This window comes from Mesorhizobium kowhaii, from assembly GCF_042431665.1.
Lineage (GTDB): Bacteria > Pseudomonadota > Alphaproteobacteria > Rhizobiales > Rhizobiaceae > Mesorhizobium > Mesorhizobium kowhaii.
Genome location: NZ_JBHLYT010000030.1, coordinates 39,349 through 61,699 on the forward strand (window position 1 = coordinate 39,349; position 22,351 = coordinate 61,699).

Annotated in this window: 22 protein-coding genes and 1 tRNA gene; 14 read left to right on the forward strand and 9 right to left on the reverse strand. The window is 63.5% G+C overall.

Going from position 1 to position 22,351, the window contains the following annotated elements; translation table 11 throughout:
* Positions 1-288: 288 nt before the first annotated feature.
* Positions 289-2,166: an adenylate/guanylate cyclase domain-containing protein gene (locus ACFFNA_RS17605; protein ID WP_378920251.1), complete on the reverse strand. Its 1,878-nt coding sequence runs from the start codon at positions 2,164-2,166 to the stop codon at positions 289-291.
* A 559-nt stretch (positions 2,167-2,725) separates the two neighbouring features.
* Positions 2,726-2,810 (reverse strand) — tRNA-Leu (locus ACFFNA_RS17610).
* A gap of 265 nt (positions 2,811-3,075) precedes the next feature.
* Here ACFFNA_RS17610 and ACFFNA_RS17615 point away from each other — a divergent pair.
* Together ACFFNA_RS17615 and ACFFNA_RS17620 are read left to right on the forward strand one after the other, a co-directional pair.
* Positions 3,076-3,660: a YqaA family protein gene (locus tag ACFFNA_RS17615; protein ID WP_111544241.1), complete on the forward strand. Its 585-nt coding sequence runs from the start codon at positions 3,076-3,078 to the stop codon at positions 3,658-3,660.
* An 80-nt stretch (positions 3,661-3,740) separates the two neighbouring features.
* Positions 3,741-4,259, forward strand: a complete 519-nt coding sequence (locus ACFFNA_RS17620) for a disulfide bond formation protein B (RefSeq protein ID WP_378920253.1) — start codon at positions 3,741-3,743, stop codon at positions 4,257-4,259.
* 182 nt (positions 4,260-4,441) lie between these two features.
* Here ACFFNA_RS17620 and ACFFNA_RS17625 read toward each other — a convergent pair whose 3' ends face one another.
* Together ACFFNA_RS17625 and ACFFNA_RS17630 are read right to left on the reverse strand one after the other, a co-directional pair.
* Positions 4,442-4,999, reverse strand: coding sequence for an HNH endonuclease (locus ACFFNA_RS17625; protein ID WP_378920255.1), 558 nt, complete (start codon positions 4,997-4,999; stop codon positions 4,442-4,444).
* A 128-nt stretch (positions 5,000-5,127) separates the two neighbouring features.
* A complete protein-coding gene (locus tag ACFFNA_RS17630) occupies positions 5,128-5,769 on the reverse strand; it encodes a DNA-3-methyladenine glycosylase family protein (RefSeq protein ID WP_378920257.1) in 642 nt (213 codons plus the stop codon).
* Positions 5,770-5,842: 73 nt separating this feature from the next.
* Here ACFFNA_RS17630 and gluQRS point away from each other — a divergent pair, with 73 nt between their 5' ends.
* Positions 5,843-6,718: a tRNA glutamyl-Q(34) synthetase GluQRS gene (gluQRS, locus tag ACFFNA_RS17635; RefSeq protein ID WP_378920259.1), complete on the forward strand. Its 876-nt coding sequence runs from the start codon at positions 5,843-5,845 to the stop codon at positions 6,716-6,718.
* A gap of 151 nt (positions 6,719-6,869) precedes the next feature.
* Positions 6,870-7,793 carry a DMT family transporter gene (locus ACFFNA_RS17640; RefSeq protein ID WP_378920261.1) on the forward strand — a complete coding sequence of 308 codons (924 nt, stop codon included), beginning with the start codon at positions 6,870-6,872 and terminating at the stop codon, positions 7,791-7,793.
* On the opposite strand, the gene ACFFNA_RS17645 is transcribed toward ACFFNA_RS17640, so the two are convergent.
* Positions 7,756-8,607, reverse strand: coding sequence for a YihY/virulence factor BrkB family protein (locus tag ACFFNA_RS17645; protein ID WP_111544246.1), 852 nt, complete (start codon positions 8,605-8,607; stop codon positions 7,756-7,758). The genes ACFFNA_RS17640 and ACFFNA_RS17645 overlap by 38 nt on opposite strands.
* A 58-nt stretch (positions 8,608-8,665) precedes the next feature.
* Between ACFFNA_RS17645 and ACFFNA_RS17650 the strand changes: the two genes are divergently transcribed.
* The 7 genes from ACFFNA_RS17650 to ACFFNA_RS17680 all read left to right on the forward strand — a co-directional run bounded on the left by ACFFNA_RS17650 (position 8,666) and on the right by ACFFNA_RS17680 (position 14,062).
* A complete protein-coding gene (locus ACFFNA_RS17650; RefSeq protein ID WP_378920263.1) occupies positions 8,666-9,532 on the forward strand; it encodes an SDR family oxidoreductase in 867 nt (288 codons plus the stop codon).
* Between the two features lie 23 nt (positions 9,533-9,555).
* Positions 9,556-9,747, forward strand: a complete 192-nt coding sequence (locus ACFFNA_RS17655; RefSeq protein ID WP_111544248.1) for a twin transmembrane helix small protein — start codon at positions 9,556-9,558, stop codon at positions 9,745-9,747.
* Positions 9,748-9,765: 18 nt separating this feature from the next.
* Positions 9,766-10,347, forward strand: a complete 582-nt coding sequence (locus tag ACFFNA_RS17660) for a cob(I)yrinic acid a,c-diamide adenosyltransferase (protein WP_378920265.1) — start codon at positions 9,766-9,768, stop codon at positions 10,345-10,347.
* A 32-nt stretch (positions 10,348-10,379) separates the two neighbouring features.
* Positions 10,380-11,183 carry a rhomboid family intramembrane serine protease gene (locus ACFFNA_RS17665; protein WP_378920267.1) on the forward strand — a complete coding sequence of 268 codons (804 nt, stop codon included), beginning with the start codon at positions 10,380-10,382 and terminating at the stop codon, positions 11,181-11,183.
* A 180-nt stretch (positions 11,184-11,363) separates the two neighbouring features.
* Positions 11,364-12,113: an electron transfer flavoprotein subunit beta/FixA family protein gene (locus ACFFNA_RS17670; protein ID WP_378920269.1), complete on the forward strand. Its 750-nt coding sequence runs from the start codon at positions 11,364-11,366 to the stop codon at positions 12,111-12,113.
* Between the two features lie 23 nt (positions 12,114-12,136).
* Positions 12,137-13,066, forward strand: a complete 930-nt coding sequence (locus ACFFNA_RS17675) for an electron transfer flavoprotein subunit alpha/FixB family protein (protein WP_378920271.1) — start codon at positions 12,137-12,139, stop codon at positions 13,064-13,066.
* A 117-nt stretch (positions 13,067-13,183) separates the two neighbouring features.
* Positions 13,184-14,062, forward strand: coding sequence for a 3-hydroxybutyryl-CoA dehydrogenase (locus ACFFNA_RS17680; protein WP_111544253.1), 879 nt, complete (start codon positions 13,184-13,186; stop codon positions 14,060-14,062).
* A 25-nt stretch (positions 14,063-14,087) separates the two neighbouring features.
* Here ACFFNA_RS17680 and ACFFNA_RS17685 read toward each other — a convergent pair whose 3' ends face one another.
* The 3 genes from ACFFNA_RS17685 to ACFFNA_RS17695 all read right to left on the reverse strand — a co-directional run bounded on the left by ACFFNA_RS17685 (position 14,088) and on the right by ACFFNA_RS17695 (position 17,420).
* Complete coding sequence (locus tag ACFFNA_RS17685; RefSeq protein WP_378920273.1) at positions 14,088-16,010, reverse strand: PAS domain S-box protein; 1,923 nt, start codon at positions 16,008-16,010, stop codon at positions 14,088-14,090.
* Between the two features lie 218 nt (positions 16,011-16,228).
* The gene (locus tag ACFFNA_RS17690; protein WP_378920275.1) at positions 16,229-16,867 is read right to left on the reverse strand and encodes an NrsF family protein; all 639 of its coding nucleotides are present in this window, start codon (positions 16,865-16,867) and stop codon (positions 16,229-16,231) included.
* A gap of 1 nt (position 16,868) precedes the next feature.
* Positions 16,869-17,420 (reverse strand): sigma-70 family RNA polymerase sigma factor, encoded by a 552-nt coding sequence (locus ACFFNA_RS17695; RefSeq protein WP_111544256.1) that lies wholly within the window; start codon positions 17,418-17,420, stop codon positions 16,869-16,871.
* 205 nt (positions 17,421-17,625) lie between these two features.
* On the opposite strand from ACFFNA_RS17695, the gene ACFFNA_RS17700 reads away from it, so the two are divergent.
* The 3 genes from ACFFNA_RS17700 (at position 17,626) to ACFFNA_RS17710 (ending at position 21,467) form a co-directional block, all read left to right on the forward strand.
* Positions 17,626-18,633, forward strand: a complete 1,008-nt coding sequence (locus ACFFNA_RS17700) for an iron ABC transporter substrate-binding protein (protein WP_378920277.1) — start codon at positions 17,626-17,628, stop codon at positions 18,631-18,633.
* A 174-nt stretch (positions 18,634-18,807) separates the two neighbouring features.
* The gene (locus tag ACFFNA_RS17705; protein WP_378920598.1) at positions 18,808-20,388 is read left to right on the forward strand and encodes an ABC transporter permease; all 1,581 of its coding nucleotides are present in this window, start codon (positions 18,808-18,810) and stop codon (positions 20,386-20,388) included.
* On the forward strand, positions 20,385-21,467 hold the full coding sequence (locus tag ACFFNA_RS17710; protein ID WP_378920279.1) for an ABC transporter ATP-binding protein: 1,083 nt from the start codon (positions 20,385-20,387) through the stop codon (positions 21,465-21,467). The genes ACFFNA_RS17705 and ACFFNA_RS17710 overlap by 4 nt, the downstream gene beginning before the upstream one ends.
* A 47-nt stretch (positions 21,468-21,514) precedes the next feature.
* On the opposite strand, the gene ACFFNA_RS17715 is transcribed toward ACFFNA_RS17710, so the two are convergent.
* Positions 21,515-22,324, reverse strand: a complete 810-nt coding sequence (locus ACFFNA_RS17715) for a phosphodiesterase (protein WP_378920281.1) — start codon at positions 22,322-22,324, stop codon at positions 21,515-21,517.
* Positions 22,325-22,351 lie beyond the last annotated feature (27 nt).

A 22,351-nucleotide genomic window follows, 5' to 3' on the forward strand; every position in this document is an offset into this window, starting at 1 on the left:
CGACGGCACAATCGGACAGCGCCAACCGGCAAGACCTGCCCACCAGCCCGAATGTCATAATCTTCCCGCAAGACAGGAAGACGCTACCGAAATCTGACGGCTCGAAGAGATGACGTCGAAGAATGGTGCCCCTAGCCGGCATTTACATACGACCACAGCTAGCAATGGCCGTCGTCGCCCCGACAAACGCCCGACAGCGCAACCATTTGCGTCAGCGCCCGCCGGTACCGGGGCGATCGGCGGCCCGCGCACCTTGCACAGGGCTGTTCTATGTTTCCCAGGCGAATTCTACCCCGTCTCGCATTCCGGTAGTCGCACAGGTTTGGCGAGCTTTGCCAGCGCCTCGGGCTTGGCGCAAAGCGGGAAGCCGGCGAGCGGCATTGTCTCGATGAAACGACCGCGTTCCCTCTTGCTCAAGCTGAATTCATTAACCATGCCCTCGACGGTCAGGTCCGGATACCGTTTGAGGGTTTCCCTGACCGAAGCATTCGCCTCATCGGTTCGACCCAGTGCCGCGAGGGAGCTGCTACGCACCACCCAATTCCAATTGCCGTAGTTATCGGGCGTCTTGCGCTCCAGCATCTTCAAGGCGTCCTCATAGCGGCCAGCCATAAAATAGGCAGTGGAGTAGAAACCAGTTGCCCACATCGGGTAATTCGGGTCGAGCCGTATAACTTGGTCGACCAACTGAGCGCCGCGTTCGGGTTCGTCGAAGCCTGCCGCAAAGCCGGAATAGAATGTCAGGATTTCGGCCGAACCCGGAGCGAGGCGGAGGGCCGTGTCCAGCTCGACCTTGGCGCGGGCGTTGTCGCCCTTGACTTTGAGGCTCATGCCAAAAACGGCGTGCGCCTCGGCGTCGCTCGGATCGAGCCGCACCGCGCGTTCGGCTACATCGGCGGCCGCCTTGATCTCGCTCTCGGGATTGATACCGAAGCCAGCCAATATGTTATGAGCATGATAAAGTTCCACCCAGGCGCGGGCGAACTCCGGGTCCAGCTCGACAGCGAGGTTGAGCAGCCTGATGGCCTCCTCCTCATCCGCTACGGTAATCTTTTCAATCCTTTCGGTTCCGAGCAGATAGTAATCATAGACAGTCAAGTTGTCCGGCCGTTTACGCTTCGCTGCAGCCCGCCCCGCTCCCTGAATCAGCCCCACGCCGTTGCCGAGACGGTTGGTGACCTGCTCGGCGATCTCGGTTTGAACGGCGAATACGTCTTCAGCAGGCCGGTCCCATCGCTCCGACCACAGATGGTTGCCGGTTTTTGCATCGATCAACTGCGCGGTGATCCGCACCCGCCCATTTTGCCGCTGGATCGAGCCTTCCAGCACATAGCCGACGTCGAGCGCACTCGCGACCTGGCGGGCATCCACCGGCTTGCCTTTGTAAACTTCCGTCGAATTCCGCGCCACGACGTCGAGTTCGGGAAACTGCGCGAGATCGGTGATGATGTCCTCGGTGAGGCCATCGGCCAGACGCCCGGTGGCGTCGTCGCCGCCAAAGTTGTTGAAGGGCAGCACTGCGACCGACGGCTTGGCACCCAGAGCAGCTGAATGCAAGAACCACCATGTCCCGCCGCCGCCCAGCAGAGCAAATAGCACGATGGCCGCCGCCGTCCCAACCCAGCGCGGCATCGCCTTGCGCAAGGTCCAGCGCGGCCGCTTGCCATCGAGCCTTAGCCGGTACATCCGCACCGGACGGCTGATATTCTTTACTTGTTGCTCGCCAGCGAAATCGAGGGACCAATCAAGCTTGCCTTGCAGATGGTCAAAGGCTGTGCCCGACACGATCACGCCGCCAGCATCAGCGAGTTGCTGCAATCGCGCGGCGACATTGACGCCATCGCCATAGACATCGCCGTCAACCAGCGCAACGTCACCCAGATTGACCCCGATGCGGAACACGATGCGCTCAGGCTCGGGCAGACCTTCATTGCGCGCGGCCGCCGCGCTTTGGATTTCCGCTGCGCAGGCGACTGCGTCGACCACGCTGTCGAAGGCGACAAGCGCGCCATCGCCCATGAGCTTGATGAGGCGGCCATGGTGCAGGGAGATGGTGGGGTCGAACAGCTCGGCACGAACGGATTTCAATCGCTCAATGGTGCCGGCCTCATCGGCCTCCATCGCCTTTGAATAGCCGACCATATCGGCCGCCAGGATCGCCAGCATCTTCCGGTCGAGCGGGGAACTACTCACCATCGTGCCCCTGCATGTACATGCAGTATGCCGATCACCCTACACCCATCGAAGTGGCGCCGCTACCACACCGCCAAAACGGCATGTCTGCTGTTGGCCAAACTATCGAGGTGAGCATGCCGCAAATTGGATGCCCTAGGCATCCTTCTTTGGTCATTTTGTCCGCAGAATTGACGCTCCCGCCGACACCAATGGCCGCTTCGGGGAAGCTGAATGATAGCGGTGGGACTGTCGGTCAACGGCGGGAATGGGCCGTGAATGACGTTCTTCGTGACGATGGCGATCATCAACTTACTTCAAACCCCTGTCGTCCCTCATCCGACGCCGAGGATGTTTGCTTGAGGCTGGAAAGCCGCAGCGGTCACGACCCTAATAGGTAGGCATACAAACCAATACCCCCATTTTTCGCCTAGACGGCCATGGTACGGGCTACACAGGGCTGCCAACGAAGCTTCCACGGTGGGTTTTCGGGTGGATGGAAATCCATCCAGTTCTTGTATCCTACTGGAAGTAAAGCATTTTCAGCAGGAAATGGTGCCCCTAGCCGGAATCGAACCAGCACTCCTTGCGGAACTCGATTTTGAGTCGAGCGCGTCTACCAATTCCGCCATAGGGGCTCAGGCCGGGAGGCCTGGATGGGCGCGGACTATACGGTTGGAGGCCTGTTCGTCAACTGGCCAATTGTCGACGGCCCGGATGCGACCATACTGCGCCTTTCGATTTCGTGACGGGACTGCCATTGTGCAGCGCGGAAAATCTTTCTAGACAGGCGGCCATCAAAGTGCTGCGCGTCTGACGGGATAGATGGCGCGCTTTGGGTCTTTGTTTCTGCATGCCCCCCAACCGCTGCGCACTTTTGGACGACACGCATTAGGAGTGCCGATGCTTCGCGGACTTTACGACTGGACCTTGTCGCTGGCGGCAAGGAAATCCGCGGAATGGTGGCTTGCCATCATCGCCTTCATTGAAAGCTCGTTCTTCTTCGTGCCGGCCGATGTGCTCTATCTGCCGATGGCGTTGGCACGCCCCGACCGCGCCTACCGCTATGCGCTGACCGCCACGGCCGCCTCGGTGCTGGGCGGCATCGCCGGCTGGATGATCGGCTATTTCGCCTACGACGCCATCGCCCGTCCGATCCTGGAGCATTTCGGCGGCCTGTCGACCTTCGAGCGCTGGCAGAATTCTGGCACCGGCCTGATGCTGGTGCTGCTCGTTACCTCCGGTCTCGCGCACCTGCCGCCGATCAAGGTCGTCACCATCCTTGCCGGCGCCCTGCACGTCAATTTGCTGATCTTCATCATCTCGGCCATCGTGGCGCGCGGCGCCCGCTTCCTGCTGCTGGCATGGCTGCTGCGCCGCTATGGCGAGTCGATCCGCGTGTTCATCGAAAAGCGCCTCGGACTGATCGCGGGCGCCGGAGCGGCTGCCCTGATTTTGCTCTATATCCTCGTCAAATACGCGTTCTAGTCCATGTCGCCCAAAAGTGCCCAGCGGTGTTGGGACGACATGGATAAAGGGCCGGCGGCGAACTCAACGGACGAAAACCCATGACAGCGACCATGAATGTCGACACCGGACGCCAGCGGACGCGCACGGCCTTGTTTCTCGCCATCGCCATGGCCGCCACCGTCGGCTCGGCGCTCGGCTTCCAGTATCTCGGCGGCTACATCCCCTGCCATCTCTGCCTTGAACAGCGCACGCCCTACTACATCGGCGTGCCGCTGATGCTGCTGGCGGTGCTTGCATCCATGCTGCACGCCCCGGCATGGCTGACGCGCGGCCTGCTGGCCGTCGGCGGCCTGCTGATGCTCTACGGCCTCTATCTCGGCGTCTATCACTCAGGCGTCGAATGGCAGTGGTGGGCCGGCCCGACCGATTGCACCGCGGGCGCCGGACCGGTGGACACCGGCGGCAAGGGCGTGCTCGACGCGCTCGACAAATTCGTGCCGCCCTCCTGCGACAAGGCGGCGCTGCGCATCCTCGGCCTGTCGCTGGCCGGCTGGAACGCCATCGCCAGCCTTGTCCTGGCCGCCGTCGCCTTCCGCGGCGCTCTCATCCGCGACTGAGCAAAGTTCGATCGAGCGGCGCGACGCAGAGTTCGCGCAAAAATTCGGCAGGCTGAGTCGTATGAAGTGATTTTTGGGGTCGACGCAGTTGACGAGCGGAGCGGACATTTAAGCAAGTCCCTGAGCACCGGAAGCGCAGAAAATCGCTTCAGGCGGCCAGCCTCCCGAATTCTCGAACGATCTCAAGGCTCCAGTTCGACATCCCAGTACAGATAATCCATCCAGCTTTCATGCAGATGGTTGGGCGGGAACAGGCGGCCGTTGTTGTGCAGGTCGTGCACCGTCGGCTGGAACGGCTTCTGCAGCGGCCACATCCTGGCATGCGCCGGCATCATGCCGCCCTTCCTGAGATTGCAGGGCGAACAGGCGGCAACGACATTCTCCCACGTCGTCGCGCCACCGCGATGGCGGGGGATGACGTGATCGAAGGTCAGATCCTCCGGCGTGCCGCAATACTGGCACTGGAAGCGGTCGCGCAGGAAGACGTTGAAGCGGGTGAAGGCCGGATGCCTGGACGGCTTCACATAGGCCTTCAGGCTGACGACGCTCGGTAGCTTCATCGAGAAGGTCGGCGAGGAGACGGCGTGCTCGTATTCGGCGACGATGTTCACCCGGTCGAGGAACACCGCCTTGATGGCATCCTGCCAGGACCAGAGCGACAAGGGGTAATAGCTGAGCGGACGGTAATCCGCATTCAGCACCAGCGCTGGAAGCCCATCCGGAGATACGGCAACCGTCACCTCGTTTACCTCCTAGTTCTCGAACCGATCGGCGCGGATACTGTAAGCCCGACATGACAGGGATGTGAAGCGGATTGTCGCGTCGCTGAAACGCCAAAAAAGCATGATTTTTATGCTTTTTTGCGAATTCAGGCGGGTGGCGCGGCATCCCGCCCTCTGGTTTCGCGATAATAGGACCAGAAAAGCCGCGATGCGACACCTCGCCACGGGCTCCATGATTCGGCCAATGCGATCAGTGTTTTCTCCGGCGGACGCGGCTCGATACCGAGCGCATGACCGACCGCGCTCTGCAAGGCGACGTCGCGCGCCGGAAAAATGTCGGGGTGGCCGGCGGCAAACAGAAGATACACTTCCGCCGTCCATGGGCCGATGCCAGACACCGCCGTCATCGCCGCGATCGCCTCCTGGGCATCGAGCGAACAAAGGTGATGAAGGTCGAGGCCGTCGGCCACCGCCTGGGCAATGGCAATGAGCCCACGCTGCTTCGGCCGCGACAGGCCGGCCTCGCGAAACATGTCTTCGCCGGCGGTGAGGATCGCCTGCGGCGTCAGCGGATCGACCAATTTCGTCAGCCGGCCGAAGATCGCATCGGCGCTGGCGCGGGACACCTGCTGCGAGACGATGATCGAGGCAAGGCTTCGAAACCCAGGCTCGGAAAGCCGCAACGGCACCTCGCCAGCCATGCCGCGCACCTTTTCCAGGCGCGGGTCGATCACGCAAAGCGCATCGAGCCCCCGGGCAATGTCGTCTGATGTGGCGATGCGTTGCATGCTTTCTTGTTCCTTGACCCTCGACAAGGTAGCAATTGGCGAAGCGCCGCAAAACAGGATTGCCGCCGGAGAGATGACACTCCTGACATTCCGCTTCGCCCCCAGCCCCAACGGCGACCTGCATCTCGGCCACGCCTATTCGGCGCTGCTCAATCAGAACTTGGCGCGTGCCGCCGGCGGCCGCCTGCTGCTGCGAATCGAGGATATCGACACGACGCGCTGCACGCCGCAATTCGAGGTGGGCGTGCTTGCCGATCTGAAATGGCTGGGGCTTGGCTGGGAAGAGCCCGTGCGGCGCCAGTCCGAGCATTTCGCCGAGTACCGAGCGATGCTCGAGCGGCTGATCGAGGAAGAGCTCGTCTATCCCGCCTTCATGAGCCGTGGCGAAATCCGGGCCTTCATCACCGACAGCGAGGAGCGCGGGCGCGACTGGCCGCGCGACCCCGACGGCGTGCCACTCTACCCCGCCGCCGACAAGGCGCTGCCGGTGAAGGAACGCAAGCGACGGATCGCCGAGAATGCGCCTTTCGCCTGGCGACTGGATGTCGGCACCGCCACGGCGCGGGTCGGCAAGAACCTCGCATGGGCCGAATTCGCCGATGAGACGCTCGTCGCGTCTCGCTCCGTCGAAGCCCGGCCGCAGGACTGGGGCGACGTGATCGTGGCGCGCCGTGATATCCCGACCAGCTACCACCTCGCCGTCGTCATGGACGATGCTCTGCAAGGCGTCAGCCATGTCGTGCGCGGCCAGGATCTGTTTTCCGCCACCGGCGTCCAGCGCCTGCTGCAGGAACTCCTCGGATTGCCGCAACCAGCCTATTTCCACCATCGTCTCATCCTCGGGCCGGATGGACGAAAGCTGTCCAAGAGCCTGGGTGACACCGGCCTTGCCGCCTTGCGCGATGCCGGCGCATCAGTGGACAACGTCAGGCGGATGGTCGGGCTTTGATCCCGGTGAGGCCAGGGAAACCGCCTGCCAAATTCGCCACCCGTTGAATTCCCGTGATGCATGGATCAATCGTTTCGTTTTGCGCGCCGGCTTGAACCGCATTAGAGCAGCGCCACGATCAATTTCTCCCCAGCGTGGCGGTCTCCGGAACATGCACAGCATCAAGCGGTTCATCCCCGCCACCTTCGTTGTCCTGTGGGCGACCGGATTCATCGGCGCGCGCTACGCCATGCCATGGGCCGAGCCGTTCGACTTCCTTGCCGCGCGTTTTGTCCTGGCTGCGATCCTGCTCGGCGTCCTGATGCTCGTGCTGGGTTCGAAGAGAGCCACCCGCACCGAAGCGCTGCACGCCACTGGCGCCGGCATCCTGATGCATGGCGTCTATCTCGGCGCTGTCTTCTGGGCCATCCACCGAGGCATGCCGGCCGGATTTTCGGCTCTCATCGTCGGCCTGCAGCCGCTGATCACGGCCGTGCTTGCCGGCAAGTTTCTCGGCGAGGCGATCCTGCCGCGTCACTGGGCCGGCCTTGGTATCGGTCTCATCGGCATCGTCATCGTGCTGTGGCCCAAGCTGGGCGCGCTCGGCGGCGGCGTGACGGCGGCGACGCTGACCGCCTCGCTGGTGTCGGTGCTCGGCATGAGCGCCGGCACCATCTGGCAAAAGCGCTTCGCCTCCGGCGGCGACCTCGTCGCGGCGACCATGTGGCAATATGTCGGCGGCGCCTCGCTGATGATCCTCGCCGCGCTCGCCTTCGAGACCAGCACCGTCGTCATCAACGGCGAATTGATCTTCGCCATGGCCTGGCTGGTGCTGGTGCTGTCGCTCGGCGCCATCTTCCTGCTGATGGTGATGATCCGCGACGGCGAGATGTCGAAAGTGGCCTCGCTGTTCTACCTGGTGCCGGCGGTGACGGCCGTCATCGCCTGGGCCTTGTTCGACGAGCAGCTCAATGCGCTGCAGATTGCCGGCATGGCAATCACGACATTCGGCGTTGGCCTGGCAACGGCTCGGTCGACCAAATCTCAGCCGACCAATCTTAACCGACCCGTGCGCGTGCCTCCAGATAACGGCTGATCGCGGCATTGAGCTCGCCGCCGAGGATGAAGATCGCCGAGACCATGTAGAGGAAGACCACCGCGATCATGATCGACGCCAAGCCGGCATAGGTCGTCACATAAGACGAGAAGTGATCGAGATAGGTGGCGAAGACGGTCGAACCGATAAGCCATGCCGCCAGCGTGAAGATGATGCCCGGCACCAGCGAGACGAAGCGGCGCTTGCCCGCCGGCAGCCAGAAATGCACGGCAAACAATCCGCCGACAATGACCACCGAGGCGATGACATAACGCCATAGCGTGATCGTGCCCATATAGGGCTTGATCCCTTCGATATGGGCTTCGGCCAGCCGCGCCAGCAGCGGCGCGAACACCAGGAGCACGCTGATCGCCAGGAAACCGGCCGTCGCGATCAGCACGAAGATGATGCTCTGCACCCGGCGGTAGACGATGCCGCGCGTTTCCGAGACTCGATAGGCGCGGTTGAGCGAAGTGCGCAGCGCCTCGATGCCATTCGAGGCAAAGTAGGCGGCAAGCAGCACGCCGTAGGTCAACAGGTCGGTACGCCTGACGGTCAGCACATTGAGCACTTCGCGCGCGATAGGCTTGGCGATCTGTTCGGGCCAGGTGTCGAAGACCAGATGCACAGCCGTGTCGGCAAAGGCCTGGGCGCCGAGGAAGCTCGCCAGCGTCGTGGCGAAGATCAGGAATGGAAACAGCGCCATCAACGACGTGATCGCCAGATGGCTGGCCATCGCCCAACCGTCATCGGTGTTGAAATGGCCAAGTGCGTCGTAGAGCACGCGGCGCAGGGCGACAATATTCCGCAGCAAGGACCCGCGCTCCCTTCGATTGTCTCGACGCCGCGAATATGGGAAGTGAATGCGGCAAATGGCAACCCTTCGTCAAACCATGAATTCTCCAGCGGAAGAGTTGCGCTCGATCATTGTCACCGGCGCATCTTCGGGAATAGGCGCCCATTGCGCGCGAGCGTTGAAGGCTGAAGGCTGGCGGGTGTTCGCGACGGCGCGAAAACCCGACGACATCGCCGCGCTCGAGGCTGACGGCATCGAGGCTTTCTACCTCGACTACTGCGAACCAGATTCCATCGCCGCCCTGGTGGCGGCCGTGCTCGATCGCACAGGCGGCCGGCTCGACGCCCTGTTCAACAATGGCGCTTACGCTCAACCCGGCGCCGTCGAGGATCTTCCGGTGGCAGCGCTCAAGGAGCAGTTCGAGGCGAATTTCTTTGGCTGGCATGACCTGACCCGCCGTCTGGTGCCGGTGATGCGCCGACAGGGCCATGGCCGCATCGTCCACTGCTCATCGATCCTCGGTCTCGCGCCGGTGCGCTTTCGCGGCGCCTATTCGGCTTCGAAACACGCGCTGGAAGGTCTGATGCTGTGCCTGCATCAGGAACTTAGGGGCAGTGGCATCCATGTCTCGCTGATCGAGCCCGGGCCGGTAACGTCGAAAATCGCCAGCAATGCGCTTCCCTGGTTTTTGAAGAACATCGATCACGAGAACTCAGTCCACCGCCTCGACTATGAGGCGCAACTGGAAAGGCTGCGGGCCGGCGGCAGCCAATCGGCACTGAAGCCAGGGCCGGAAGTGGTTCACGCGGCACTACGCCATGCACTTCTGTCGCGGCGCCCGCGCCCGCACTATGTGGTAACAGTGCCGGCTAAGATCGGCGCGGTGCTCAAACGCATCCTGCCCGCATCGATGCTCTACCGCTTCCTTGCCAAACGCGCCTGAACCAACCGAACTGGGAACACACCATGGCAACCGTCTTCAACATCCTCGCCGTTCTGGTCATGGTCGCCGTCGTGATCGTGCTCGTTCGCGGTCTCATCAACATGATGCGTGGTGGTTCCGGCGTCACCTCGAACAAGCTGATGCAGGCGCGTGTTCTGCTGCAGGCCGTGGCGCTGGTGCTGATCCTGCTGGCGGTGTATTTCACCCGCAAGTGAGGCCGTTCGGGAGGCGACGTGGTCAAGCTCAACAAGATCTACACCCGCACCGGCGATGATGGCACCACGGGTCTCGGCACCGGCGAACGGCGGCTGAAGTCCGATCTGCGGGTGGACGCCTATGGCACGGTCGACGAAGCCAATGCCTGCATCGGCATGGCCCGGGTCCACACCGCGACAACCCACCCGGCGATCGACGCCATGCTTTCCCGCATCCAGAACGATCTCTTCGACCTCGGCGCCGACCTCGCCGTGCCCGATGACGGCAAGCCGCTCGGCTATGAGCCGCTACGAATCATCGCCACGCAGACCGACCGGATCGAAAAGGATATCGACCTGCTCAACAAGGACCTTCAGCCGCTCAGATCCTTCGTGCTGAACGGCGGCACGCCGGCGGCCGCCGCCCTGCATCTCGCCCGCACCGTGGCGCGGCGAGCCGAGCGGCTGATGGTGGCCCTGGCCCAGGACCCGAGCGAGCACGTCAACCGCGACGGGCTGAAATACATCAACCGCGTCTCGGATTTCCTGTTTGTCGCCGCCCGGGCGGTCAATGACAACGGAAATGCCGACGTGCTATGGGTTCCCGGCAAGAACCGCTGAACTGTCCGAAAGCGCGAGGGGGCCAGGGACCGATGTTCATCCCGCTTTACGACACCAACAGGCTGCGGCACATCCGCCTGCAATATGTGACGATCGGGCTGATCGTGGTCAACGCTCTGGTCTACTGCGCCACCGCGCTCGGCGGCGAGAACTTCACCAATGCCGCCGTGCTCGGCCTCGGCTTCATCCCAGCCGTCGTCCATGACACCGCCGAGCTCGATCCTCGGTTTGTCGTCGTCCCCGAAAGCCTGAGCTACCTCACCTATTCCTTCCTGCATGCCGACATCTTCCACCTCGGCGGCAACATGCTGTTCCTGTGGGTGTTCGGCGACAATGTCGAGGACGCCCTCGGCCACGTCCGTTACCTCATCTTCTACCTCTTGTGCGCGGTCGCCGGAGCCGCCTTCCAGGGCCTCGTTGCCTGGGATTCGCAGGTGCCGCTGATCGGCGCGTCCGGCGCCATCGCCGGCGTGGTCGTCGCCTATCTGATCCTTTATCCCAGGGTAAAAGTGTGGGTGCTCGCCTTTGCCCGCATCCCGCTGCGCATTCCGGCCTTCATCCCGCTCATCCTGTGGGTGCTGTTCCAGGTGGTGATGTTTGCCGCCGGCGGCGAGGACCAGATCTCCTGGGCCTGCCACATCGGCGGCATCATTGCCGGCGCCGTGCTGGTGCTTGTCTTGCGCAGCCGCGGCGTGCCGCTGTTTGCCGGCGCTGACGACGATGCTGCCGTTGCCGCTCCTCCCGAACAGCCGCCCGTTGCCGCCGACACGGTTACGTCCGACCCATCCGCCAACACGCCGCGCTGGGGGCGAGGAACCGCTTCCAGTTCGGACTGAACCGATTTGAGCGGCTTGCGGCGTATTGACGTGCAGGGTCGTCGCAACTACGGAAACGTCTCCGTCGCAGCCCAAGGCGGTCAAAGACCAGAATTTCCATCCGGAATGTCGGCTTTCGACAACTCAGAAAGGGCGCAGGCTGTTATAGCGCGCCTAATTATCTTGAAGAGGTGACAGGCAATGAAGATCCTTGTGCCCGTAAAGCGGGTTGTGGATGCGAACGTCAAGGTTCGCGTGAAGGCTGACGGTTCGGCGGTGGAACTCGCCAACGTCAAGATGGCGATGAACCCGTTCGACGAGATCGCGGTGGAAGAGGCGATCCGGCTGAAGGAGGCCGGCAAGGCCGAAGAGATCATCGTTGTTTCGATCGGCCCGCAGCAGGCGCAGGAGACCTTGCGCACCGCGCTTGCCATGGGCGCCGACCGCGCCATCCTGGTCAAGACCGACGAACAGACCGAGCCGCTCGGCGTCGCCAAGGTGCTGAAGGGCGTCGTCGACGCCGAACAGCCCGGCCTCGTCATTCTCGGCAAGCAGGCGATCGACGACGACAGCAACCAGACCGGCCAGATGCTGGCGGCACTTCTGGGCTGGGCGCAGGGCACCTTCGCCTCCAAAATCGTGCTCGAAGGTGACAAGGCCAAGGTGACGCGCGAAGTCGACGGCGGCCTGCAGACGGTGGAACTGAAGATGCCGGCGATTGTGACCGCCGATCTGCGCCTCAACCAGCCGCGCTATGCCTCGCTGCCCAACATCATGAAGGCCAAGAAGAAGCAGCTCGACGAGAAGACCCCGGCAGACTACGGCGCCGACGTCAAGCCGCGGCTGAAAGTGCTCAAGACCGAAGAGCCGAGCGGCCGCAAGGCAGGCGTCAAGGTCAAGAGCGTCGCCGAACTGGTCGACAAGCTCAAGAACGAAGCCGGCGTTTTGTAAGCGATCGGGAAAGGAACAAGAAAATGGCTATTCTTCTGATTGCTGAACACGACAACGCAACCCTTTCCGACCAGACCGCCAAGGCGCTGTCGGCGGCCCTGCAGATCGGTTCGGACGTCCATGTGCTGGTTGCCGGCAAGGGCGCCAAGCCGGCTGCCGACGCCGCCGCCAAGCTCAGGGGCGTGACAAAGGTGCTGCTCGCCGAGGCCGACGAACTCACCGAGCGTCTCGCCGAACCGATGGCCGCGCTGATCGTTTCGCTCGCCGGTTCCTATGACACGATCATCGCGCCGGCGACCTCGTCGGGCAAGAATGTCGCGCCGCGCGTGGCTGCCCTGCTCGATGTCGCGCAGGTGTCCGAGATCATCGAAGTCGTCTCGCCCGATACGTTCAAGCGGCCGATCTATGCCGGCAACGCCATCCAGACGGTGCAGTCGAGCGACGCCAAGAAGGTGATCACTGTGCGCACAGCCTCCTTCCAGGCGACGCCCGAGGGCGGCTCGGCTTCGGTCGAGACGATCAAGGCGGCGGCCAATCCCGGCCTGTCCACCTTCGTCGAGAACAGGCTCTCCGAGACCGACCGCCCGGAACTGACCTCGGCCAAGATCATCATCTCGGGTGGTCGTGCGCTGGGTTCGGCGGAAAAGTTCCAGGAAGTCATCCTGCCGGTCGCCGACAAGCTCGGTGCCGCCGTCGGTGCCTCCCGCGCCGCGGTCGATGCTGGCTACGCGCCGAACGACTGGCAGGTCGGCCAGACCGGCAAGGTCGTTGCCCCCGATCTCTACATCGCCGTCGGCATCTCCGGCGCCATCCAGCACCTTGCCGGCATGAAGGATTCCAAGGTCATCGTCGCCATCAACAAGGACGAGGAGGCACCGATTTTCCAGGTCGCCGACTACGGCCTTGTCGGCGATCTCTTCGTCATTTTGCCGGAGCTGCAGAAGGCGCTTTGACGCCTTCTGCCAAAGCGTATTAAATAGTGAGGGGCGGGGTAGACGAAGTCGCCCCGCCCTTTTAGTTTGCACCGCACAAAAAGCAGGCCGCAAAGGCCTTTTGACGGGATCGGTGTAATGAGCAAGATCGAGACGATCGGCATCATCGGCGCGGGCCAGATGGGCGGCGGCATCGCCCATGTCTCCGCGCTTTCGGGCTACAAGGTGCTGATCTACGATATATCGCCCGACCGCATCGAGAAGGGCATCGCCACCATCAGCGGCAACATGGCCCGCCAGGTGGGGTCCGGCAAGCTCGACGAGAAGGTGCGCAACGAGGCGATGGCACGCATCGCCTCCGCCCCGACGATGGCCGATCTTGCCGGCGCCGATCTGGTGATCGAGGCGGCGACCGAGGACGAGACGGTCAAGCGCAAGATCTACGCCCAGCTCTGTCCGCAGCTCAACCCCGAAGCCATCCTGGCGACCAACACCTCGTCGATCTCGATCACGCGGCTCGCCGCGCAGACCGACCGCCCGGAGCGCTTCATCGGCATCCATTTCATGAACCCGGTGCCGCTGATGAAGCTGGTCGAGCTGGTGCGCGGCATCGCCACCGAGGACCAGACCTTCGAGGCGGCAAAGACCTATGTGAAGCAGCTCGACAAGACGATCACGGTTTCTGAGGATTTTCCGGCCTTCATCGTCAACCGCATCCTGTTGCCGATGATCAACGAGGCGATCTACACGCTCTATGAGGGTGTCGGCTCGGTCGACGCCATCGACACCGCCATGCGGCTCGGCGCCAACCATCCGATGGGGCCGCTCCAGCTTGCCGATTTCATCGGGCTGGATACCTGCCTGTCGATCATGCAGGTGCTGCATGAAGGCCTGTCGGATTCGAAATACCGCCCCTGCCCGCTGCTGGTCAAATATGTCGAGGCCGGCTGGCTCGGCCGCAAGACCGGGCGCGGTTTCTACGACTATCGCGGCGAGCACCCCGTTCCGACGCGCTAATCAGGTCTGGGGTTGATCGACCGGATCAGGATGCCGCCGCAAGCGGCGTCTCGGTCTTGCCGCTTGAACGGTTGTCGTCCGGCGCCACACAAACGCATCCGCGGCCGGCCGCCTTGGCCGCATAGCAAGCGGCGTCGGCCCTGGCGATGATCTCGTCGACTTCGCCGCAATTGGCGCTGATCGCAGCCAGCCCGATGCTGGCGCCGATGACGTGAGGACGGCCATCCCAGGTGAAGTCCAGGCCGCGTATCGCATCGATGATGGATCGCGCCGCGATCTTGGCGCCGGCTGCCGAACCCGATTTCAGAATGACCGCGAATTCGTCGCCGCCCAGGCGCGCGACGATGTCTTCGGGGCCAAGCACGCCGCGAACCGCCTCCGCAACCCGCTTGAGCAAGGCATCCCCGGCTGCGTGGCCGCCGGTGTCGTTGACCAGTTTGAAGTGGTCGAGGTCGATGAACATGAACTGATGGCCGCTGCCTTTGCCCGAGGTGTCGTCCTTGCGCGCCTGATCGACCAGTTCCTCCATGGCGCGGATGAAGCTCGAACGATTGGCGAGGCCGGTCAGTGCGTCATGCGCGGCCGCGTGGGCGAGCTGGCGCTGCAGTGCGCGCGCATCGGTAAAGTCCTGGAAGACGATGACCAGTCCGCAGAATTCGTTCCGCTCGTTGATGATCGGCGACACCACCTGACGGATGCTGCAGCGGGTATCATCGCGCCGGACGAGAACGGCGCGGCTGTTCTGGTCGGCGGGCGCCCGGCCACCGATCGCGGGTCGGGTGACGCCGATCCTGTGCCCCGTCTCCTCGTCGACCGCCCAGTAGACATGGCCAAGCATCTTGCCGAGGGCTTCGCCGCCTGCAACCCCGGTCAGCTTTTCGGCGACCGGATTCATGAAGGTGACGCGGTTTGCGGCATCGGTGCAGATGACGGCATCGCCGATCGACTGCAGCGTCACCCTCAGCCGCTCCTTCTCATCGGCCAGCATCGCCGCCGACACGGTGAGGCGTGCTTCGGCCTCCTTGCGCCGGGTGATGTCGGTCAGGCTGCCGATGGCCCTGATCAGGCGGCCATCCTCGTCGCGCTCGATGGCCTTGCCGCGGTCGAGGATCCACATCCAGTGGCCATCCTTGTGACGCATCCTGAATTCGGCTTCGAAGTAGGGCGTATTGCCGTCAAGATGGGCGCGGTCCGCCTCGGCGACGGTCTCGCGATCGTCGGGATGGATCATCGTCAGCCAGTGGTTGGGATCGCTGTCGAGTTCGCCATCCGCATAGCCCAGCATCTTGACCCAGGTCGAGGAATAGGTCGTGCCACCCTTGCGCATGTCGAGATCCCAGACGCCTTGACCGGCGCCGGCCAGCGCGAAATTCCAGCGCGTCTCCGCTTCGGCAATGCGCGCCTCGGCCTGCTTGCGCGCGTCGATGTTCTCGATCTGCGAGACGAGATAGAGCGGATGGCCGCTGTTTTCGTCGCGAATGACGGAACCGGCAAGATGGGCCCAGATCGGGGTGCCGTCCTTCCTGAGGTAGCGCTTCTCGAAGTGGAAGGAATTGACCGTGCCCGCTCTCAGAGCGTCCATCGTTTCCCGGCCGATCTGGACATCGTCGGGATGCGTGATCTGGAAGAAGGTCTGGGCCTCGATCTCCTCGCGGCTGTAGCCGAGCATGGCGGCGAAGGCCGGATTGGCCTCGAGAATGCGCCCGTCGAGGCCGACAACGACGATACCGATCGCCGAGTCCTCCATGGCGCGGTGGAAGCGCTGCTCGCTCTCCGCGATCTGCCGGCGATCCTCACTGACCCGGCGGTTGAACAGGACGGCGAGGAACAATGCACCCATCGCCACCCCCACCGAGATCTGCAGGCAGAGTTTCAGCGCCTCGGTGCCGAGATCCAGGCGCGACGGCAGGATCGAGGCCGTCACGACACAGAGGCCGGCCACGAGCACCGCGAACCCTGCGTGCCCAAGAGATTTTCGGCCGGTCAAGCCTCGCCACATCACGATACGTGCCACCCCCGTGCGCAAACGCATGTTGTCGCGACAACCCTGGCGGATCGATTTTAAGGAATGGTTGCGTCCGGCATGCCGGCGCGGTTGGTAACCGACAAACAATTGTCGGCATGATTAAGGATCGGTGTGCATGGGGTTGTGATTGCGGCGTGACGCTACCAGCGCACGAAAAACCGCCCGCCGAGCGCGCCAAGCAGCGCGAGGACCGCGATCGCTATCGTGTACCAGGTGGCGACGAAAAGCGGCGAATCGTCGAAGCAATGCGCGGCGTAGAACGTCGCCGCAAGCCCGCCGGCAAGCAGGCCCGCAACCGCACCGGCAAGCACCGGCCGCGTCGGCGCGCCGTAGCGCAGCATCCACAGGAAGATGGCAAGCGGACCAATTCCGATCAGCGGAATGAACCCCATGCAGATCATCATGTTTGAGCCGACCATCCTTGTGCCCCAGTCGGCCTGGGGCACGGCCAACAGCTCAAGAACCACGGCCACGGCTACCAACAGCGGTGCGGCGATCATCCCAGCCATTGCCCGGCCTGTCGGGGCGCCGGGTGTCGACAGGGCGCGGATCAGGGCAAAGGCGCTGACGGCAAGCACGATGGTGAAGACGAATTTGGAGAAAAAGCGCATCGTGTGCGCGGCCGCCATGAAGTCCGGACGCGGGCCGATCGTCAGCAGGAAAACGATGGCCGCGGTGATGGCAGCCGCACCGGCGGCCATCCACCAGGCCGAGCGCAGCGGCATCGCCTTGCTGCGGGCATCGGCGTCCAGCGCCTTGATGAGATCATCCGTCCTCATGTCATTCCCGCCCGAATCGCCCCTGCCCGAATCGCTTGGCTATCGCGGCAAGTCCCCGATGCAGCGACACCCGCACCGCCGTCTCGCTGATGCCGAACTTTGCCGCCGTCTCGCCGATTGACCGCCCCTCGACTGATACGGCCGAGACCACGGAACGCTGTGCCGGCGACAGGCCGTCCAATGCCCGGTTGATGTCGCGTTCGCTGACGGTCTCCGGTTCAGGCTCGGCGAAGGTCTCGGCAATGTCGTCGACATCGATCTCGATGCGCCGTCCTCGCCGCCGGAACGCGTCGATCAGCTTGAAGCGGGCGATCGCATAGACCCACGGCAACACCGACGCATCCTGGCGCCAGGTATGTCGTTTCACATGAATGGCCAGCAAGGTTTCCTGCACGACATCCTCGGGATCGACCCCGCCCTGCACGATCTTGCGCCTGACAAAACCGCGAACCAGCGCGGCAATCCGGTGCAGAAAGTCGGCGTAGGCCTTTTCATCTCCCGCGATCGCGGCCCGCATCAGCCGGGAAAGCTCGGCCTCATCCTTGCCGGTCACAAGAGTTACTCCCCGATTTTCGCGTCTCGGCGCTGATTTGTTACGTGGCCGGCGAAATAATGTCCAAGCCAAATTACCGGCAAATCACGAAAGTTTGCGTCTCGGCGCTTGATCAAAATCGGTAAGACAATGTTGACTATCCCTGTCAGGTATCGATAGGTGCAGCCGTGACAGACGCAAGACCCCCGAGATCGAGGACAATGCCATGAAATATACTCTTTCCACCCTCATCGGCGCCACCGCGCTGGCAATCAGCCTGATCGCCGGGCCGGCGATGGCGGCAGATGATGGCATCATTGTCTACAACGCTCAGCACGAAAACCTGACCAAGGCGTGGGCCGAAGGCTTCACCCGGGAAACCGGCATCAAGGTCACTGTCCGCAATGGCGGCGACAGCGACTTCTCCAACCAGATCGTCGCCGAAGGTGCTGCCTCGCCGGCCGACGTGTTCCTGACCGAAAACTCGCCAGCCATGGTGCTGGTCGAAAATGCCGGCCTGTTCGCTCCGGTCGACGCCGACACGCTGGCGCAGGTCCCCAGCGACTATCAGCCGGCCAGCGGCAAATGGGTCGGCGTCGCCGCACGCAGCACCGTCTTTGCCTACAACAAGACCAAGCTAACGGTCGACCAGCTGCCCAAGTCGATGCTGGATCTCGCCGATCCGAGCTGGAAGGGCCGTTGGGCCGCCTCGCCGTCGGGCGCCGATTTCCAGGCCATCGTCAGCGCGCTGCTGCAGCTCAAGGGCGAGGCCGCAACGGCGGACTGGCTGAAGGCGATGAAGACGAATTTCACCGCATACAAGGGCAACAGCACGGTGATGAAGGCGGTCAATGCCGGTGAGATCGAAGGCGGTGTGATCTACCACTATTACTATTTCGGCGATCAGGCCAAGACCGGCGAAAACAGCAAGAATGTCGACCTTTACTATTTCAAGAACCAGGATCCGGGCGCGTTCGTCTCGATCTCTGGCGGCGGCGTGCTGGCCTCGAGCAAGCATCAGAAGGAAGCCCAGGCATTCCTCAAGTGGGTGACCGGCAAGGGCGGCCAGGAGATCTTGAAGACTGGCGATTCCTTCGAATACGCGGTCGGCAAGGGAACCGAGTCCAATCCGAAGCTGGTGCCGCTGGCCGATCTGCAGGCACCCAAGGTCGATGCCACGACGCTGAACTCCAAGAAAGTCACCGACCTGATGACGGCAGCCGGCTTGCTTTAGTTGCCATTCCTCCTAAAAGGACAACCAACCACGCTCCCGCGGGAATTGGCCTTCCGCGGGAGTGATTTTGTTTTTCGAGATGGCATTCGTCTATGACGACACGCTGTGTTCCCGACCGCAATTGCGGTCCTTCAACTGCTGCCGCTGGACGGCACCGGCACGGCGTCTGACCTGATGCAGTCTGCGGTCGATCTCGCGCGCTCGGGCCTGCCTGCGGGCACAGGCCGAAGGGCTCGGCGACGTGCGGCATCCTGGCTGGTTGTCGCCGCCATCTTCGTTTCGCTGCTGGCGCTGCTGCCGCTTGCCTTCATCATCTGGGTCGCGGTGCAGACCGGCTGGGAAACCGTCTCGGCACTGGTCTTCCGGCCGCGTGTCGGCGAGCTTCTGGTCAACACTGTCCTGCTGGTGTTGCTGACCGTGCCGATCGCCATCGTGCTGTCGGTGGCGCTGGCCTGGCTGACCGAGCGCAGCGATCTGCCTGGCGCCAGGCTCTGGGCCTGGCTGTGTGTGGCGCCGCTCGCCATTCCGGCTTTCGTGCACAGCTACGCCTGGATCACCATGGTGCCCAGGCTCCACGGCCTGTGGGCCGGCGTGCTGGTTTCCGTCATTGCCTATTTCCCGTTCCTCTATCTGCCGGTGTCGGCGGCCCTGCGCCGTCTCGATCCCGCCCTCGAGGACGCCGCGGCAGCACTCGGCCTTGGACCATGGCGCGTGTTCTGGCGCGTGGTGGTGCCGCAATTGCGGCTTGCCATCTGCGGTGGCTCGCTGCTGGTCGGGCTGCATCTGCTGGCCGAGTATGGCCTCTATGTCTTCATCCGCTTCGACACCTTCACCACGGCGATCGTCGACCAGTTCCAGTCGACCTTCAACGGCCCGGCCGCCAACATGCTGGCCGGCGTGCTGGTGAGCTGCTGTTTCGTGCTGCTCGGCCTCGAAGTGCTGGTGCGCGGCGAGGAGCGCTATGCGCGCGTTGGCTCCGGTGCCGCACGGTATCAGCAGCGCACGCGCCTTGGACGCGCCACCATTCCGAGCCTGGCCTTGTTTGTCGTCACCACGCTGCTGGCGCTTGGCGTGCCGTTCGTCACCATCGGCGGCTGGCTTGCCGCCGGCGGCGCCGCTGTCTGGCGCTTCGACGAGATCGGCCTGGCGCTCGGCCAGACGCTGTTCCTGGCGATTGCCGGCGCGCTGCTCGCCACTGTCGCCGCCATGCCGATGGCCTGGATCTCGATCCGCGCACCGGGGCCGCTGCAGCGCCTGCTGGAGGGCTGCAACTACATCGTCGGCTCGTTGCCGGGGGTCGTCATTGCCCTGGCGCTGGTCACCATCACCGTGCGCATCGCCCTGCCCCTCTACCAGACGCTGTTCACCATCCTGGTTGCCTATGCGCTGATGTTCCTGCCGCGCGCGCTGGTCAGCCTGCGCGCATCGATCGCGCAGGCGCCGGTCGAACTCGAACGCGCTGCTTCCAGTCTCGGCCGGCCGCCGCTGCAGGCGCTGTGGTCGACGACGATCCGCCTGTCGGCGCCAGGTGCCGCGGCCGGCATGGCGCTGGTGGCGCTCGGCATCATGAACGAACTGACCGCCACCCAGATGCTGGCGCCGAACGGCACCCGCACGCTGGCGATGGCGTTCTGGTCCTACAGCGGCGAGATTGATTATGCCTCGGCGGCACCTTACGCCTTCATCATGGTGGCGATGTCGCTTCCCTTGACCTGGCTGCTCTATGTCCAGTCGAAACGGATGGCCGGACGATGAGCTTTCTCGAAATCAGCGGCCTGCACAAGCATTACGGCCCGGTGGCGGCACTTGCCGGCGTCGATCTGAGCGTCATCAGCGGCAGCCGCACGGCGATCGTCGGTCCGTCCGGCTGTGGCAAGACGACCTTGCTGCGGCTGATCGCCGGCTTCGAGGCGCCGGACCAGGGCCGCATCACGCTCGACGGCGAGGTGCTGGCCAAGGACGGCAGTGCGGTGCCGGCGCATCGACGAGGCATCGGCGTGGTGGCGCAGGACGGCGCCCTGTTCCCGCATCTGACCATTGGCGACAATATCGGTTTCGGCATGGGTCGCGGCGAGGACAAGCGCGCCGAGCGCATCGTCGAACTCGCCTATATCGTCGGGCTCGACAAGGCGATCCTCAAACGCCGCCCGCACGAGCTCTCCGGCGGCCAGCAGCAGCGCGTGGCGCTGGCCCGCGCCATGGCGATGAAGCCGCGGCTGATGCTTCTCGACGAGCCGTTCTCGGCCTTGGATACCGGCCTGCGCGCCTCGATGCGCAAGGCCGTGGCCGAGCTTCTGGAGGCGGCCGGCATCACCACCATCCTGGTGACGCACGACCAGGCCGAAGCGCTGTCCTTCGCCAGCCAGGTGGCGGTGATGCGCGACGGCAAGTTCTCGCAGGTCGGTACGCCGCGCGAGCTCTATCTCAAGCCGAAGGACAGGATGATCGCCGAGTTCCTCGGCGACGCCATAATCCTGCCGGCAAAGATATCGGGCGGCTTCGCCAATTCTCCGCTCGGCCGCATCGCCGTCGATACATCAGACAGCCGCGATGTTGCCCGCATCATGCTGCGGCCCGAGCAGATTGCCTTGAAGAGAACATCGCGCGAAGGCATGTCGGGCACCCCTGATATGCTGTTCGGCGAAGTGACGGAGTCCGAATTCGCCGGCTCGATGTGCACGGTCGCGGTGCGGCTGTTGAACAGTGCCGATCCGCCCGACGCAGCCGCGATCGGCAACACGCCCCTGATCCTGCGCAAACCGGGCATGGACGCGCCTGCCGTTGGCGAGATCGTCAGGCTCACCGTATCGGGAATGGCACATGTCTTCGCCTGAACGGCTGAAGGCTTTGCGACACTGCGCCTCAACGCGGCGTAGCCAGCTCACGCCGTGATGCGTTCGCCGGTTTCGCCGGAATAGATCGGCCATTGCTCGAGAAAATCGCAGCCATGCACGACCACGCGCCCGTTGGCGCTGTCGACGAGGATGACCGCGTAGGAGGGTGGCGCCTGCTCGACGATCTCGCTCGATCTGTCGAGGGCGAGCTCGAACCTTCCGTGCAGGCCGCGCTGCGCCGAGAACGGAATGCCGGCGACCGTGCCGGCAATGTCGCGATGGACGTGACCGAAGAAGATGTGGCGGACGTTGCCATGGCGCCGCAGCAGCCCAAGGAACCGTTCGGGCTGCTCAAGCGCCAGCGGATCGAGCTGCGGCAGGCCGAGCGCGACCGGCGGATGGTGCATGAAGACATAGGCGGGCCTGCCGGCTATCTCTTCGAGCCGAGCGTCGAGCCAGGCAAGCCGCCTTTCGCACAATTCGCCTTCGATGCGTCCTTCCGCCAGGCTGTCGAGGAACAGCAGCACCTCGTCGGCCATTTGATGAGCCGACTGCACGAAGCCGTTCTCATCGACCGGAATTTCAGGAAACGCCGCGGCAAGATTGGCTCGCCGGTCGTGATTGCCCGGTAGCAGCCGCCAGGGCACCGACAGCGCGTTCAGGGCCGTCCTGAGATCGGCATAGCTCTCGGGCGCTCCGGTCTCGGTCAGGTCGCCGGTTAAGACGCAAAGCGCCGCGTCGGCGTGATGCGCATTGATGTGCGCGATGCAGGAAGCCAATCGCTGGTGCAGGTCGACGCCATAGCGGCGCTCGCCTTGCCGGCCAAGATGGACATCGGTGACCTGGATAATTTTCATCGCACGACCGTTTCTTCGGATTGCCGG